Source organism: Mycobacterium sp. 2-64 (assembly GCF_035918375.1).
Taxonomy (GTDB): domain Bacteria; phylum Actinomycetota; class Actinomycetes; order Mycobacteriales; family Mycobacteriaceae; genus Mycobacterium; species Mycobacterium intracellulare.
Window position 1 is genome coordinate 1,208,264 of sequence record NZ_CP142361.1, and the last position, 15,220, is coordinate 1,223,483.

Below are 15,220 nucleotides of genomic sequence, written 5' to 3' on the forward strand. Positions count from 1 at the left end.
CTCATCGCACGACTTCGGCCCCGCCGCAACGCTTTCATCCCGATTCGCAGAAGGACACCCATGTCAACTCTCGCCAGATTTCCCGACGTCGCCGAGGTGGCCGCGCGCACGCCGGCCGACCGTGATCGCGTCCTGGACGTCATACGCATCACCTCCTTGATCGGTGTGGTGCTCGGCCATACCGTGATGGCCATCAGCGTTATCGAAAACCATGTCCTGATCTGGGACAACCTGCTCACCACCTCGATGCTGTTCCAGGCGGCGACCTGGCTGCTTCAGATCATGCCGCTGTTCTTCTTCGCCGGCGCCGCGGCCTGCCTGTCCTCCTGGTCCCCGGGCACCAACTGGGGAGACTGGCTGATGAAACGCTGCACCAGGCTGTTCCGGCCGGTGTTCTACTACCTGGCATTCTGGGCGGTCGCGCTGACCGTGCTGTATCGGGCTCTGCCCCAACACATTTACGAGCCGATTGCCGGCGTCAGCACGCAGCTGCTGTGGTTCCTGGGCGCCTACGTCCTGGTGCTGGCCGCCATGCCGATGCTGTATCGCATCACCACGGCGCGGCGCCTCGCCGCGGGGGTGGCAGCGGTCTACGGGGCGATCGCGCTGATCGACGTCATAAGGCTGCATTCGCCGGGGATGATGCCGCTGGGCTACCTCAACTTGTGCGTCTGGCTCTTTCCGGCCATGTTCGGCGTCGCCTACCGCCGCCGGCTGCTCGACGGCCGCGCCGCGCTAACCGTGGCCGGCGTCTTCTTCGCCGTGGACATCGCACTGGTGCGCTGGGGGCCGTACCAGATCAGCATGGTCGGCACCGGGGATCACCATCTTTCCAACACCAGCCCGCCGTCGTTGCTCTTGGCCGGGCACGCAATCATCTTGAGCGCCTTGGCCATCGCGGGCGCACCGGCGATCGCGCGCTGGGCGCAGCGACCGCGGGTGTGGTGGTGGACCGCGATCGGCAACTCCGGAGCGATGACCCTCTACCTGTGGCACATGCCGGTGCTGCTGGGCGTGCACCTGCTCTTCGATTACCTTGGCTCCCCGCGGTTTCCGGGCCAGCCGGATTTCCTCGCCGTCAGCGTCGCGCAGGTGCTCATCGTGGTCCTCGCCGTGGCCGTGCTGTTCGTCGCGTTGCGGCCGCTCGAAAACAACCCGCTGGCCGGCTGGGACGGCGCCGAGACCGTCACCTCGCGCGGGCGGGGCGCGGTCGTCGGCGCGCTGCTGTGCGTGGCCGGTGTCGCGATCCTGGCCGCGATCAGGTGGGGCCTCAAGGACGACGGGCTGGTGTGCATGGCCGTGGTCGTGGCCGCACTCGTCGCCGCGCGGGCGGTGGCCCACGAGACCGGCGGGGCACCCCGCTAACAGCGGGTCACGGTTCGGAGTCCAGGCCATGCTCGATCGCGTAGCGCGCCAATTCCACCCGGTTCGCGACCTGAAGCTTACGGAATGTCGCCTGCACATGGTTTTCGACCGTGCGGTGGCTCAACGACAGCTTCACGGCGATCTGCTTGGCGGACAGCCCTTTTGCGACGTACCGCAACACCTCTGTCTCGCGTTCGGTCAGGCTGGGACGGGCGGGGCCGTCGTCCTTGCTCTGCGCGATGCGCCGGTATTCACCCAGCACCAGTCCGGCCAGCCCCGGGGTGAACACGGCCCGGCCCGCGGCCGTCGCCGTCACAGCCTGTGCCAGTTCGGATTTCGAGGCGCTCTTGACCAGGTATCCCGTCGCACCGGCTTTGACGGCTTCCAAGACGTCCTCACGTTCGTCGGAGGCCGACAGCACCAGCACCCGCGTCGACGGCGACGCCGCGAGCACCGCCGCGGTGGCCTGTGCGCCGTTCCCGTCGGGCAGCTGCATATCCATCACCACCACGTCGGGTTTGACCACGGCCGCCCGCCGCCCCGCGGCGGCCACCCCGTCGGCCGTGGCCACCACGGTGAATCCGCCCTCGGCCAGGTCGCGCGCGACCGCATCACGCCAGATCGGATGGTCGTCGACCACCATCACCGTCGCCGGCGCCGCATCCTCAACCACGACGTCCCTCCCCGCGCGGCACGCACAACTCCCACTCGGTGCCCTCGCCGGGGCCGCTGCGCAGTTGCGCGGTGCCGCCGAGCGACGCCAGCCGCCCCACGATCGATTGGGAGACGCCCAGGCGTCCCTGACGCGCCGCCTCCTCGAGTCGACCGGCCGCAATGCCCACGCCGTCGTCGCGGACACTGACCACGACGGAATCGCCGAGGTCCTCCACGAGTACGTACGCGCGTGCCTCCGGCCCCGCATGGGCACCGACGTTGTCCAGGGCATTGCCCACCGCGGCGTCGAGCTCCGTCCCTATCCGGCGTCCCAACAACACCGGAGTCGCCGGCAGGCTGATCGACACCCGGTCGGACGCCCGGCATCGCAGCAGCGTGCGCAGATCCATCGTGGCGCCGTCGGCATCGGGATCGATATCGGCGCATGCCACCCATCGACGCAGCGCTCGTTCTTGCTCGCTCGCCAGGTCGGCGAGTTCCGCTGTGGCGCCGCCGATTTCATGGCCCTTCTTGGCGACCAGCGCCAGCACCTGGATGGCGCCGTCGTGCACCTCGCGGGACAGCCGCTCGCGTTCCTGCACCGCGGCGCTCAACTGGGCCGCCCGTTGCAGTTCGGCGTGCGCGCGGCGCGCGGTCTGCGCGGCCATGCCGATCGCCATGCCGATGGCCAACTCGATGATGACGGTGGCGTTGTGCCCCAGGTTGAGGGCGAGGTAGTCCTTGACGGCGAAATTGGTGGCCATCACCGCCAGGCCCGTCAGCATCCCGCCACCGGGGCCGAACTGGATCGCGGCGGAAATCGTGGGATTGCTCGCCCACAATGTCGTCGGCCAGGTCTGGTTCTCGGCCGCCCAGTGCGGCGTCGCGACGACGGTGTTCGACCACATGAGCAACACCGCGATCGCGATCTCGGCCAGCACCCATGACGGTCGTCGCCCGAACCCCCGCAGGTAGGCGACGGCGCACGCCGCGCTCCAGCCGATCAGCACAGTGAACAGGACCCAACCGAGCGCGGGCCGGCGCAGATCGGGATTGATCGCGATTTGAAACCCGGCGGCATACACGCAACTCAGCAACCGAAAAACCTGCGCCGCGCGCCACAGCGGCGTCGTGGGATCGGGGCCGTGATTCGCCATCGTGGTCAGCATAAATGCGGACGGTCCCCAGCGGGTCGCCCACGCCGAAAAGACGTGGGCTGCAGTGCCTTACCCGCGGTCGTCGGCGGGACGGACGCGCTGGTGCGCCGTCAGGAGCAAATGGTCGAATTCCGACTGGGTATTGAGCGGCAAGCCCGCGCCGCGGAAGTCCTCGGCGATCTGTTCGGCGAGCGTGCGCAGCTTGACATTCGCCTCCTGCGAGAGCCATCGGAGCAACTCGAAGGCCGCGCTGTCGCTGAGGCCGTAGATCAGCATCAGCATGCCCTTGGCGCGTTCGATGCCCGCCCGATTCTCGCTGATCTGAGCGAGTTTCGCGCTGACCGCGTCCTCGTGCACCTGCCCGTTCGATGCGGAGACGTCGATGTAGAACCCGTGCGTCCCGATCACGTCGCCGTCGTCGTTGTAGAGCCGATCGCCGACCACGACGACGTGGCGTACGTTTCCGCCGGTGTCGATGATCCGGTGCCGGGTGCTGAACGCCTGGCGGGTGTTCACGATCTGATCGATGGTGGCCGCGACCTGCCCGCGGTCATCGGGGTGTTTGTGCGAGAGCACCAAATCGGTGGTGGGCACGACGGTGCCCGGCTCGTAGCCGTGCATCCGCTGCACCTGTTCCGACCATTCCCACCGCTGATCGGTGAAGTGGAACCGAAACCAGCCCGCGGGTTGCGCGTTGCCGCCGGACAACGCCTGCTCGACGCTGGCCGTTTCGCCGTTGAGTTCCCATGTCGATTCCACCGTGGCTCCTCGCTCACTGCCGTGGCGGGCGGCGGCCGCGAGGCCGGCACGCGAGCGCGTGCGCCTGCGGCCGCCGCCCGGTCCGTCGCCCGGTCAGGCGTTGATGACCTCGCGCTGGGTGGCGCCCTCTGCGACGGCGCGGTGCCCGTCGCCGCGGCCGACGGCGATCTTGCGGGGCTTGGCCTTCTCGGCCACCGGGATGTGCAGACTCAGGACACCTTCGGAATAGGAGGCCTGGATCTTGTCGGTGTCGAGGTTTTCGCCGAGCACCAGCTGGCGGCTGAACACGCCGCGCGGGCGCTCGGTGGCCAGCATCTCGCGGTTGGGGTCGAGGGCCGGGCGTTCGGCGCGCACGGTCACGACATTGCGCTCGATGTCGATGTCCAGCGAGTCGGTATCGATGCCGGGCAGGTCGAACTCGACGACGAACTCCTCGCCCTGGCGCCAGGCGTCCATCGGCATCACTGCAGGCCGGGCGGCCGTGCCGAGCACCTGGTGGGCAAAGCGGTCGAGCTCACGGAAGGGATCTGAACGCATCAGCATGGTTGTCACCTCTCACTCCGATCTACGCTGTGGTCCGACAAATTTCCTGTGTCTGACGACATAGATTCGGTATAGCATTGTCGACATATTCATGCAAGTGTGCTAAACAGATTTTTTGAATGAATCAGCTGAGGGGATGTGCGATGGTCGAACATCGCGGCGAGGCCGGGGCTCCGGCGTCCGGCCACGGCGTGTACGGAATCTCGGTGGCCGCCGAACTGTCCGGGATTCCGGTGCAATCGTTGCGGCTCTACGAACGCTACGGGCTGCTCACGCCCGCGAGAAGTCAAGGGGGAACGCGCCGTTACAGCGCCGACGACCTCGCGCGGCTCCGCCGCATCAGCGGTCTGGTCGAGGCCGGCGTCAACCTGGCCGGCATCGCTCGCATCCTCGAACTCGAAGACGACAACGAGACGTTGGCGGCCGCCAACACCGACCTGCGGTCCACCAACCGCACGTTGCGAGAAGCGGCGAAGGCGGCCAAGCCCGCCGAGTCCCGGGACCGGGAGGGCACGCGGCGGTGAGCTGATCGCCGATTGCGCCGGGCGGCGCCGGGTACTCGACCCCCTATGCCTTCAAGGAGAAGCGATGGGTGAGTTGACGGAAACCGGCGCCCAGGTGGTGGACGGTGCACGCAAGGAGGCGGACGCCTACCGCGGCGACAATCCCCGCCCGCTGGGGGGCTACCTGGCGGTGTTGGTGGTCTACGGCCTCGTCGTGACGGCGGCGGTAATCGCCGCGGTGGTCAGCGGGCGCACGTTGCCGTCGCGCTGGCGGATTCAGGACCTGATCATCCTCACGCTGGGCACCCACAAGCTCTCGCGAACGTTGACCAAAGACGCGGTGACCAGTCCGCTGCGCGCCCCGTTCACGCATTACGCGGGCACCGGCGGGCCGGCCGAGGTCCAGGAAGAGGTCCGCGAGCACAGCGAGCTTCGGCACAGCCTGGGCGAGTTGCTGACCTGCCCGTTCTGCCTGGACATGTGGGTCGCCACCGGATTCGCCATCGGTCTGGTGTTCGTACCCCGGTTCACCCGGCTGATCGCGGGCGTCTTCAGCGCGTTGGCCGGGGCGGATTTCCTTCAGCTCGCCTACGCGATGGCCCAGCAGTCCGCCGAAGGCTGACGATCAGCTGGTCTTGGGCATCGGGATGCCCTCGCTGGCGGTGAATTGCGCGTCGTCCTCGGAGGACAACCCGATGGAGACGACGGAGCGGTTGAACAGCACGTCGGTCAGGTAGGCCAGCGAGACCGCCCATCGGTTGACGCCGCGCGGAATCGCGTACAGGTGGTAGGACCTCGTCACGAGTTTGGCCGGCAGCCCGGACAAGTGGATGTTCAGCGGGTTGGCCACCGCGTAGCGGGGCCCCAGATCGACCACCAGACCCAGGTTGCGGTGCTTGTATTGCTTGGGGCTGCCATAACCGAGGCTGGCGGCGACGTTGCGGGCCAGCACCTTGCCCTGCCGGGTGGCGTGCTGGGCGGTCGGCGGCGTGATCTGGCCGGGCTGGGTGAGGTCGGGAACCGCGGCCGCATCGCCGGCGGCGAACACCTCCGGGTGACCGGGCACCTGCAGATCGGGCTGCACCGTGATCCGGCCTTTCTCGGTCGGCAGCCCCAGGTCTTGGATCAGCGGGGCGCCGGTCACCCCCGTCACCCAGGCGATCGTGTGCGTGTCGATGCGCGAATCGTCGCTCAGCACAACGTGATCGGCGTGCGCTTGCTTGAGCGTGACGCCGAGCCGGACGTCGATACCGCGCTTGCGCAACACCTTCATCGCGGCCTCGCCGAGCTTCTTGCCCACCTCGGGCATCACCTGCTCGGCCAGGTCCAGGAGCAGGAATCGCACTTCGGCGGGGTTGAAGCCCATCTGTTTGGCCGCCGCGTCGGCCAGCGCCCGCAGCTGCGCCACCAACTCGGTGCCCGAGTAGGAGGCGCCGACCACTACCACGGTGCGCCGGGCGGCGGCCACCTGCGGATCGTCCTCAATGTTGGCCAGCTCCAGCTGCTCGACGAAGTGGTCGCGCAGGTAGAGCGCCTCGGCGGTGGTCTTCAACCCGCGCGCATGCCTCGCGAGGCCCGGGACGTCGAACAACCGCGTCACCGACCCCGGCGTGAGCACCAGCCGGTCCCAGGACATGGAATGGCTGCGTTCCTCGGGATCGCAATACGTCAGCGTCTGTTGCGCGAAGTCCACCCCGTCGACGCGGCCGCGCACCGCGTGCACGCCCCGCAACGAATTGGCCAGTGGGACAGCGACAAACCGGGCGTCGACCACCCCGCCCGCCACGTCGGGCAGCAACGGTGTGTACAGCATGTAGTCGACCGGAGAAATGATCGTGATGTCCACGGGCGCGTGCCGCCGGCGCAGAATCCGGGCCAGACGGCGGGCGCAGGTGAATCCGGTGAAGCCGCTTCCCACGATCACAATGGAGGTCACCGACCCGAGTGTAGGCGGACTTCGGTGGTGAGGAGTGTCCCGCGCCGCCCCGCGACCGGCGACGGCTTGAAAACGACTGTTCGACAAGGGAATCCAAGGGGACAGGCCGGGCAAAACGGCCCAGGGCGTCCTCCCGCTCGGATGCCGCCGCCTACGCTGTTGTCCTGGCGTTTCGTTATCGTGCCTTGCGCTTCGTTGTATGGCTCATAGACTTCTGGTGAGCGTTGGTATGCGCGGGCTTTGCGATGCCATCGCGACGCCTATCAGGAAGGGCTCTGCGGGCCACGAACGGTTCGGGGGTGATGTGATGCGAGACGGCAGCGCCACGATTGCCAATCATTTGGTGGAGCTGGTGGCCAATCTGGAGCGTGAACATAGCGGCGGCCGGCCTGCACGAACTGCTCGACGACGGGGGTCCAGCACGTCACCGGCGCCCAGTACGCGGGGATCACCCTGGCCGAGAAGGGCGCGTCGGTCAGCAGTGTGGTCGCCACGCATCGCTACCCGACGGTGCTGGACGCCATCCAGGACACCTCCGGCGAGGGGCCTTGCCTGGCCGCGGCCTGGGAGCACCACATCATGCACATCGCGGACCTGAGCGCCGAACGGCGCTGGTTGCGCTACCGCCGCATGGCGCTCGAGCAGACCCCGATCCGCTCCATCCTGTCGTTCGAGTTGTTCATCGACGGCGGCAGCATGGCGGCGCTGAATTTCTATGCCGACCACCCGCACGCGTTCAGCGAGGAGTCGGTGGAGATCGGCACGGTGTTCGCCACGCACATTGCCCTCGGGTGGTCGATGATGCGCCGCAACGATCAATTCCGCAGCGCGCTGGCCTCGCGCGACATCATCGGGCAGGCGAAGGGGGTCATCATGGAGCGCTTCGGCATCGACGCCGTTGAGGCGTTCCAGTTGCTCACCCGGGTCTCGCAACAATCCAACATCAAGCTGATCGAGATCGCGCGGGCGCTGATCGAGAGCGAGCATCCGCTCAAGCACCGCGCGCACTGACCACGACGGGCGCCGGCGCCGTCGTTTCGTCGGGTGGCAGACGGGTATGCGCCCTTTCCATGAAGGCTGTCACGTGGCACGGCAAGCGCGATGTCAGGGTGGAGTCGGTGCCCGACCCGAAGATCGAGCAGCCCACCGATGCCATCGTCGAGGTGACATCGACCAACATCTGCGGGTCGGACCTGCACCTCTACGAGATCCTCGGGGCCTTCATGAAGCCGGGGGACATCCTCGGCCACGAACCGATGGGCATCGTGCGGGAGGTCGGCACTCAGACGGGCGACCTTCGGGTGGGGGACCGGGTCGTCATCCCCTTCCAAATCTCTTGCGGCAGTTGCTACATGTGCGGCCAGCAGCTCTACACCCAGTGCGAGACCACCCAGGTGCGCGACCAGGGCATGGGGGCGGCGCTGTTCGGCTATTCGGAGCTCTACGGCGAAGTCCCCGGCGGGCAAGCGGAGCTGCTGCGCGTCCCCCAGGCCCAGTTCACCCACATCAAAGTCCCTGTGGGACCGCCCGATTCGCGGTTCGTCTATCTGTCCGACGTGCTTCCCACCGCGTGGCAGGCGGTGGCTTACGCCGACATCCCGGAGGGCGGCACGGTCACCGTGCTCGGGCTGGGCCCCATCGGGGACATGGCGGCCCGCATCGCCGATCACCTGGGTTACCGCGTCATCGCCGTCGACCTGGTCCCGGAGCGGCTGGGCCGCGCGGCGCAACGCGGCATTCACACCATCGATGTGGGCCGGCTCGACTCCTCGCTCGGTGACGCGATCCGTGACCTCACCGACGGGCGTGGATCTGACTCCGTGATCGAAGCGGTGGGCATGGAGGCGCACGGCTCGCCGACCGCCAAATTGGCGCAGCAGGCCACCGGGCTGTTGCCGGACGCGCTGGCCAAGCGGCTCATGCAAACCGCCGGCGTGGACCGGCTGTCCGCGCTGTACTCGGCCATCGACATCGTGCGGCGCGGCGGAACGATCTCGCTGATCGGCGTGTACGGCGGCATGGCGGACCCGCTGCCGATGCTCACCCTGTTCGACAAGCAGGTCACCCTGCGGATGGGGCAGGCCAACGTCAAGCGCTGGGTCGACGACATCATGCCGCTGCTGACCGACGACGACCCGCTCGGCGTCGACACCTTCGCCACCCACGTGCTTCCGCTCGATGAGGCGCCGCACGCGTACGAGATCTTCCAGAAGAAGCAGGACGGAGCGGTGAAGGTCATCCTCAATCCGTGATCGGCTATGCCACAAGGCTTTCCGTGTAGTGACGCCGCCCCGGCGAGCGGCCCGGGAGTTTGACCGGCGCTTTCGCCGGGTATTGGATGCGCCATGACTCCAGCAGAGGCCGCAGACGCCGGCGCCCCCACACCCACCGGCGAGGTGTGGCCCGGCAGGGCCTACCCCCTGGGCGCGACCTACGACGGCGCGGGCACCAATTTCGCGCTGTTCAGCGAGGTGGCCGAGCGGGTGGAGCTGTGCCTGTTCGACGCCGAGGGCACCGAGAGCCGCATCACCCTGCCCGAGGTCGACGGCTTCATCTGGCACGCCTACATCCCCAACATCGAACCCGGCCAGCGCTACGGCTACCGCGTGCACGGTCCGTACGACCCGCAGGCGGGGCACCGCTGCAACCCGAACAAGCTGCTGGTGGATCCGTACTCCAAGGCCATCGACGGCTCGTTCGAGTGGAATCAATCGCTCTTCAGCTATAACTTCGGCGACCCCGACAGCCGCAACGACGACGACTCGGCGGCCAGCATGCCCAAGTCGGTCGTGATCAGCCCCTACTTCGACTGGGGAAACGACCGCCCACCGGACCGCCACTACGCCGACACCGTCATCTACGAGGCACACGTCAAGGGCCTGACCCAGACCCACCCGGACATCCCCGAACAGCTGCGCGGCACCTACGCCGCGGTGGCCCACCCGGTGATCATCGACCACCTCAAGGATCTCGGCATCACGGCCATCGAATTGATGCCGGTGCACCACTTCGCCAACGACTCCACGCTGGTCGACAAGGGCCTGTCCAACTACTGGGGCTACAACACGATCGGTTTCTTCGCGCCCGACTTCAAGTACTCCAGCGCGACCACACCGGGCGGCCAGGTGCAGGAGTTCAAGGCCATGGTGCGCTCGCTGCATGAGGCCGGCATCGAGGTCATCCTCGACGTGGTCTACAACCACACGGCCGAGGGAAACCACCTGGGGCCGACGTTGTCGATGCGCGGCATCGACAACGCCGCCTACTACCGGCTGGTCGACGACGACAAGCAGTACTACATGGACTACACCGGCACGGGTAACAGCCTCAACGTCGGGCATCCGCACGCGCTGCAGCTCATCATGGATTCCCTGCGCTACTGGGTGACCGAGATGCACGTCGACGGCTTCCGCTTCGACCTGGCCTCGACGTTGGCCCGCGAGTTCTACGACGTCGACCGGCTGTCGACGTTTTTCGAACTCGTGCAACAGGATCCGACCGTCAGCCAGGTCAAGCTGATCGCCGAACCGTGGGACGTCGGGCCGGGCGGCTATCAGGTGGGCAACTTCCCGCCGCAGTGGACGGAATGGAACGGCAAGTACCGCGACACCGTCCGCGACTTCTGGCGCGGCGAGCCCGCCACCCTCGACGAATTCGCCTACCGGCTGTCCGGTTCCGCAGACCTCTACGAGCACACCGCGCGGCGACCGGTGGCGTCGATCAACTTCGTCATCGCCCACGACGGGTTCACGCTGCGGGACCTGGTGTCCTACAACGAGAAGCACAACGAGGCCAACGGCGAGGACAACAACGACGGCGAAAGCCACAACCGGTCCTGGAACTGCGGCGCCGAAGGCCCCACCGACGACGAGGCCGTCAAGGCGCTACGCGCCCGGCAGCAGCGCAACTTCCTGACCACCCTGCTGTTGTCGCAGGGCGTTCCGATGATCTGCCACGGCGACGAACTCGGCCGCACCCAGAACGGCAACAACAACGGCTACTGCCAGGACAACGAGCTCACCTGGATCGACTGGGCCAACGCCGACGCGGGCCTGCTGGAGTTCACCCGCACGGTGTCGGCGCTGCGTGCCGAGCATCCGGTGTTCCGGCGGCGCCGGTTCTTTTCCGGAAAGCCGGTGGGCCGCCGCGGCCAGGGCGGGCTGCCCGACATCGCCTGGTTCACTCCCGACGGCACGGAGATGAGCGACGAGGACTGGGGCGCGGGCTTCGCCAAGTCCGTCGCGGTGTTCCTCAACGGCCACGGCATCCCCGGCCGCGACGAGCGGGGCCAACGGGTGCTGGACGATTCGTTCCTGCTGTGCTTCAACGCCCACCACGAACCGATCGAATTCACCCTTCCGCCAAAGGAATTCGGTGCCGCCTGGCAGGTCGTGGTGTACACCGGGCCCGACGAGACCACCCCCGCCGACGAGGTGCCCGGCGGAGGCACCCTCAACGTGGAGGCCCACACCGCCGTGGTGCTGCAGGGACTCCCGTCGAGCTAGTCCCCGACGACCGCCCCGTTCCCCGGATCGGGTGAATCGCTCTCGCCGACAAGCCACATCGGCTAATTTTTTCGGCGGCGGCATTGATGCTGCGCGCCGAGCGCCGGGAACGAGAGGGACAGCCGATGGACAGGCCCGGTCCTGACGCGCGACTGGAATCGGCGATGAACACCTCTGGGCGGGCCGCCGCGCTGTTGGTGCTCGTGGTCGCAGCGCTGACGTGGGTGGGCTGGACGGCCGGCATCGAGCGCTTGACGCGGATCTATCCGACCTGGCCGCAGATGATGCCGTGGACCGCGCTGTGGCTGGCCGCGCTGGGCGCGGCGATCCTGCTGCAATGGGGGAGTCCCTCGCGCGAGCGCCGATGGGCCGGACGGTGTTTGGCCGCGGCCGCGGCCGCCTTCGCCGTCCTCGTGCTCGCGGAGTACGCGAGCCTCGGCTCGTTCACCGTGGACAGGATCTGGTTCGGTGAGGCCGTCGGCATGCGCGAGTGGTCGTGGCCGGGGCGCCCGAGCGTTCAGACCGCGTTGTCGGCCCTGCCGTTGGCGACCGCCGTCGCGCTGATCCGGGTGGATCGGTGCACCCGCGCGGTCTGGCCGCTGTGCCTGGCGGCGAGCGCTGCCATCCCGTTCGTCACGGCCGGGGCCTACCTGTTCGACGCGCTGGCGCTGGTGGGGGTCTCGCCGTCAAAGGGCCAGGCGTTCCTGACGGCGGCGGTCCTGTTGCTGCTCGTCGCGGCCACGTCGCTGGCGCGCGTTGACCGGTTTCCGCTCGCGTGGCTGCTCGCGCGGCCCGACCGGTCCTCGCTGGTCCGGTTGCTCGCGATCCTGGCCGGCTTTCCGCTCGTCGTGGCCGTGGTGAGGCCGATCTTTTTGGAGCTCGGCCCGGACGCCAACGCGCAGTGGACCTTCTCGATCCTGCTGGGAACCGCGGTCGTCGGCGCGGTGACCTTCTACTTCAGCCAGCGCGAGCAGCACCTGCTGATCGCCAAGGAGCTGGCCAGCAAGCAACGCGCCGAGGCCGAGACGCGATATCGCATCCTCGCGGACAACGCCGTCGACATCATCGTGCACTTTCGCGGCGGCGGGGTCGCGTGGATCTCCCCGTCCGTGGAACCCGCGCTGGGCGGCCCGCTGTCGAGGTGGACCGGCACGGATTTCGCCCGCCGCATCCACCCCGAGGACCGCGACAAACTCCAAACCGCCCTGCGCCGCATCGCGGGGGGCGAACAGGTGCTCCAACGCTTCCGGGTGTGTTCCCTCGACGGCGAATACCACTGGGTCGACGGTCACGGGAAGCCCTACACCGATGCCCAGGGCAACACCGATGGGCTGATCGCGGCGTTGCGGGTGGTCGACGATCAGGTCGAGGCCGAACAACAATTGGAACGGTTGGCACGGTTCGACACCCTCACCGGCCTGGTGAACCGGGCCGAGGCCATGGCCCGCCTGGACGCCGCGCTGCGGCAACCGCGCCCCCCCGAAACGCATGTGGGCGTGCTGTTCTGCGACGTCGACCACTTCAAGGCGATCAACGACCGGTGGGGACACGGGACGGGCGACGTCGTGCTGGCGACCGTCGCGGCGCGGATCCGGGCGAGCGTCCGCCGCGAGGACACCGTGGGGCGCACGGGCGGGGACGAAATGCTGATCCTGTTGCCCGGCGTCCGCAGCGCCGACGAGCTCGCTCAGATCGCCGAGAAGATTCGCCGGCGCGTCGCCGAACCCATCCACGTTTCCGGCAACACGATAGGCGCGACCTTGAGCATCGGTGCCACGCTCGCCCTTCCCGCCGAGTCCGTCGACGCGGTCACCGCGCGCGCGGATGAGGCCATGTACCGGGCCAAGTCAGGCGACCGGAACGCCGTCGTGGCGACTTAAGTAGCGAGTGATCGCCAACGGACGAGTCGCATCCGGTAGGTTTCTGGCGACAGCGTCTCGCGTTACAAGAGAGGGCGAATATGTCAAGGACAGTGGTGGTCGGCGCCTCGAGTGGGCTGGGGCGTTGCATCGGGGTCGGTCTCGCGCAGCGCGGCGATCAGGTCGCGTTGCTTGCCCGGCGTCTGCAGCGCATCGAGGCCGCGGCCAAGGAGGCCGGCCCGAACGCGACCGCCATCGAATGCGACGTCACCGACGAGGCGTCCTGCCGGGCGGCGATCGGTCGGGCCGTCGACGCCCTCGGCGGGATCGACAACCTCGTCTACACACCCGCCGTCGGGCCGCTCGTGCGCATGGTGGACACCGACGCCGACACGTGGCGGCGCATCTTCGACACCAATGTGATCGGCGCATCGTTGGTGACGGCCGCGGCGATGCCGCACTTGACCGCGTCGGCCGGCAAGGCGGTGTACCTGTCCTCCGATGCGGGTACCTTCGGACCGCCGTGGCCGGGCCTGGGCGCGTACGGCGTCAGCAAGGCCGCCCTGGAACGGCTCGTGGAGGCGTGGCGGGCCGAACACTCCGACGTCGGCTTCACCAACCTGATCGTCGGGGAGTGCGCGGGCGGCGAGGGCGACGCGGCAACCGGAATGAACGCCGACTGGGATATGGACCTCGCCATGAAGGCGGTTCCGCTGTGGTCGTCGCGCGGCTGCATGCCCGGCAAATTGATGCCGGTTGACGACCTGATCGACGTCGTGCACACCATCCTGCGCACCAACGCCTCGACGTCGATGCCGCTCGTGGTCGCGCGCGGCGCGCCGGCCAGCCCGGCCGCGTTCGCCGAGGCCAACCAGTCCTAGCGGCGGCCGAGTTTCTCGCGCGCGAGGTCGGTGAGGAAGCGCGCCGCCGACGTCGGCCGGAACGCCAGCGCCGCCTCGGTGAGCGCGTCACGGGATTCGGTCGGCAGCTCGATGTCGGCGGCCGCAACGTTGAACTCGAGCTGCTCGACGCTGGACGCGCCGGGGATGGCCACCACGCCCGGGTAGCTGATCAACCAGGCCAGCGCCACCTGTGCCGGCTTGGCGCCGAGTTGCGTTGCGACGTCGCGCAACAACTGCAGCAGCGGCTCGACGCGGCGCAGGTTCTCGGTGCCGAACAACGAGTTCATCGCGCGGACGCCGCCGGGGCGGTTGTCGACGCCGTACTTGCCGCCCAGCAGTCCCTGCTCCAGTGGGCTGTAGGCGATCACGATGCGGTTCTCCCGTTCGGCGAACGGCACCAGGTTCTTAAGCGCCTTCGGATAGGCGAGCGAGAAATGCACCTGGTTGCTGATCACCGGCCGGCCCAGCGCGGTATCGGCCTTCTGCCATCGCTGCAGCGAATAGTTCGAGACGCCCGCCGCGCCGATCGTCCCGCTGTCCAGCAGGTCCCGCATCCCCGGCATGATCACCGAGTCCGGCACCACCGGGTTGGGCTGGTGGATCTGGTACAGCGGGATGCGGTCCAGTCCCAGCCGCCGGGCGCTGGCTCGCACGCGTTGCCTGACGACGGCGGGGAAGGGAGCGACCGGCATGATCTTGCTGGCCACCGCCACCTCGGCGCGTTCGTCGCCGAGCGCCTCGCCCAGGATCCGCTCGCTCTTGCCCAACCCGTAGACCTCGGCGGTGTCGAACAGCGTCACCCCCAGGGCTCGCGCGCGCCGCACGATGTCGCCCGCGGCGCCGGCGGCGTAGCTGTCGCCGTAACCCCATTCGCGCGAGCCGAACTGCCAGGTGCCCAAGCCGATCCGGCTGACCCGTCCGACCCCGTCGACGTCGACGTATTTCATCCGGTCAGCCTAGTGGCGATCGCAAGCGCGGCGGAGCCGGGCGCGGCGGGTCGCCGCGCGTGAGCCGGTGGCGATCGCAAGCGCGGCGGA

At 68.2% G+C, this 15,220-nt stretch carries 12 protein-coding genes and 2 pseudogenes; 8 read left to right on the forward strand and 6 right to left on the reverse strand.

From position 1 onward, the window contains the following. Positions 1–60 precede the first annotated feature (60 nt). Positions 61–1,409: pseudogene (locus QGN31_RS05755) on the forward strand (acyltransferase family protein). Here the strand turns inward: QGN31_RS05755 and QGN31_RS05760 are convergent. The 4 genes from QGN31_RS05760 to QGN31_RS05775 all read right to left on the reverse strand — a co-directional run bounded on the left by QGN31_RS05760 (position 1,373) and on the right by QGN31_RS05775 (position 4,478). Then, complete coding sequence (locus QGN31_RS05760; RefSeq protein WP_008259567.1) at positions 1,373–2,038, reverse strand: response regulator; 666 nt, start codon at positions 2,036–2,038, stop codon at positions 1,373–1,375. The pseudogene QGN31_RS05755 and the gene QGN31_RS05760 sit on opposite strands and share 37 nt — an antisense overlap. After that, a complete protein-coding gene (macS, locus tag QGN31_RS05765; protein WP_014712206.1) occupies positions 2,031–3,188 on the reverse strand; it encodes a MacS family sensor histidine kinase in 1,158 nt (385 codons plus the stop codon). The genes QGN31_RS05760 and macS overlap by 8 nt, the downstream gene beginning before the upstream one ends. A gap of 57 nt (positions 3,189–3,245) precedes the next feature. After that, positions 3,246–3,935 carry a PAS and ANTAR domain-containing protein gene (locus tag QGN31_RS05770; protein ID WP_014380876.1) on the reverse strand — a complete coding sequence of 230 codons (690 nt, stop codon included), beginning with the start codon at positions 3,933–3,935 and terminating at the stop codon, positions 3,246–3,248. Between the two features lie 93 nt (positions 3,936–4,028). Beyond that, positions 4,029–4,478, reverse strand: coding sequence for an Hsp20/alpha crystallin family protein (locus tag QGN31_RS05775; protein WP_014942771.1), 450 nt, complete (start codon positions 4,476–4,478; stop codon positions 4,029–4,031). Between the two features lie 143 nt (positions 4,479–4,621). Between QGN31_RS05775 and QGN31_RS05780 the strand changes: the two genes are divergently transcribed. Beyond that, positions 4,622–5,002, forward strand: a complete 381-nt coding sequence (locus QGN31_RS05780; protein ID WP_014385609.1) for a MerR family transcriptional regulator — start codon at positions 4,622–4,624, stop codon at positions 5,000–5,002. A 64-nt stretch (positions 5,003–5,066) separates the two neighbouring features. Beyond that, entirely contained in the window at positions 5,067–5,603 is a 537-nt protein-coding gene (locus QGN31_RS05785) for a DUF1360 domain-containing protein (RefSeq protein WP_009954052.1), read from the forward strand. 3 nt (positions 5,604–5,606) lie between these two features. On the opposite strand, the gene QGN31_RS05790 is transcribed toward QGN31_RS05785, so the two are convergent. Continuing rightward, positions 5,607–6,917: an NAD(P)/FAD-dependent oxidoreductase gene (locus QGN31_RS05790; RefSeq protein WP_043955295.1), complete on the reverse strand. Its 1,311-nt coding sequence runs from the start codon at positions 6,915–6,917 to the stop codon at positions 5,607–5,609. 307 nt (positions 6,918–7,224) lie between these two features. Here QGN31_RS05790 and QGN31_RS05795 point away from each other — a divergent pair. The 5 genes and pseudogenes from QGN31_RS05795 (at position 7,225) to QGN31_RS05815 (ending at position 14,162) form a co-directional block, all read left to right on the forward strand. Continuing rightward, positions 7,225–7,928 (forward strand): annotated as a pseudogene (locus QGN31_RS05795) (GAF and ANTAR domain-containing protein). Positions 7,929–7,987: 59 nt separating this feature from the next. Next, positions 7,988–9,169 carry a zinc-dependent alcohol dehydrogenase gene (locus QGN31_RS05800; protein ID WP_009954047.1) on the forward strand — a complete coding sequence of 394 codons (1,182 nt, stop codon included), beginning with the start codon at positions 7,988–7,990 and terminating at the stop codon, positions 9,167–9,169. Between the two features lie 93 nt (positions 9,170–9,262). Next, positions 9,263–11,422, forward strand: a complete 2,160-nt coding sequence (glgX, locus tag QGN31_RS05805) for a glycogen debranching protein GlgX (protein WP_009954046.1) — start codon at positions 9,263–9,265, stop codon at positions 11,420–11,422. Between the two features lie 86 nt (positions 11,423–11,508). Further along, positions 11,509–13,302 carry a sensor domain-containing diguanylate cyclase gene (locus tag QGN31_RS05810; protein WP_014942767.1) on the forward strand — a complete coding sequence of 598 codons (1,794 nt, stop codon included), beginning with the start codon at positions 11,509–11,511 and terminating at the stop codon, positions 13,300–13,302. Between the two features lie 92 nt (positions 13,303–13,394). Further along, positions 13,395–14,162 carry an SDR family oxidoreductase gene (locus QGN31_RS05815; protein WP_008259541.1) on the forward strand — a complete coding sequence of 256 codons (768 nt, stop codon included), beginning with the start codon at positions 13,395–13,397 and terminating at the stop codon, positions 14,160–14,162. On the opposite strand, the gene QGN31_RS05820 is transcribed toward QGN31_RS05815, so the two are convergent. Then, positions 14,159–15,130 carry an aldo/keto reductase gene (locus QGN31_RS05820; RefSeq protein ID WP_014942766.1) on the reverse strand — a complete coding sequence of 324 codons (972 nt, stop codon included), beginning with the start codon at positions 15,128–15,130 and terminating at the stop codon, positions 14,159–14,161. The genes QGN31_RS05815 and QGN31_RS05820 overlap by 4 nt on opposite strands. Between the last annotated feature and the right edge of the window lie 90 nt (positions 15,131–15,220).

What these genes read in the sequence shown, in the direction of transcription:
- macS (WP_014712206.1), bottom strand. Translation starts at nt 3,188, where the DNA reads ATGCTGACCACGATGGCGAATCACGGCCCCGATCCCACGACGCCGCTG.
- QGN31_RS05775 (WP_014942771.1), bottom strand. Translation starts at nt 4,478, where the DNA reads ATGCTGATGCGTTCAGATCCCTTCCGTGAGCTCGACCGCTTTGCCCAC.
- QGN31_RS05780 (WP_014385609.1), top strand. Translation starts at nt 4,622, where the DNA reads ATGGTCGAACATCGCGGCGAGGCCGGGGCTCCGGCGTCCGGCCACGGC.
- QGN31_RS05785 (WP_009954052.1), top strand. Translation starts at nt 5,067, where the DNA reads ATGGGTGAGTTGACGGAAACCGGCGCCCAGGTGGTGGACGGTGCACGC.
- QGN31_RS05800 (WP_009954047.1), top strand. Translation starts at nt 7,988, where the DNA reads ATGAAGGCTGTCACGTGGCACGGCAAGCGCGATGTCAGGGTGGAGTCG.
- glgX (WP_009954046.1), top strand. Translation starts at nt 9,263, where the DNA reads ATGACTCCAGCAGAGGCCGCAGACGCCGGCGCCCCCACACCCACCGGC.
- QGN31_RS05810 (WP_014942767.1), top strand. Translation starts at nt 11,509, where the DNA reads ATGCTGCGCGCCGAGCGCCGGGAACGAGAGGGACAGCCGATGGACAGG.
- QGN31_RS05820 (WP_014942766.1), bottom strand. Translation starts at nt 15,130, where the DNA reads ATGAAATACGTCGACGTCGACGGGGTCGGACGGGTCAGCCGGATCGGC.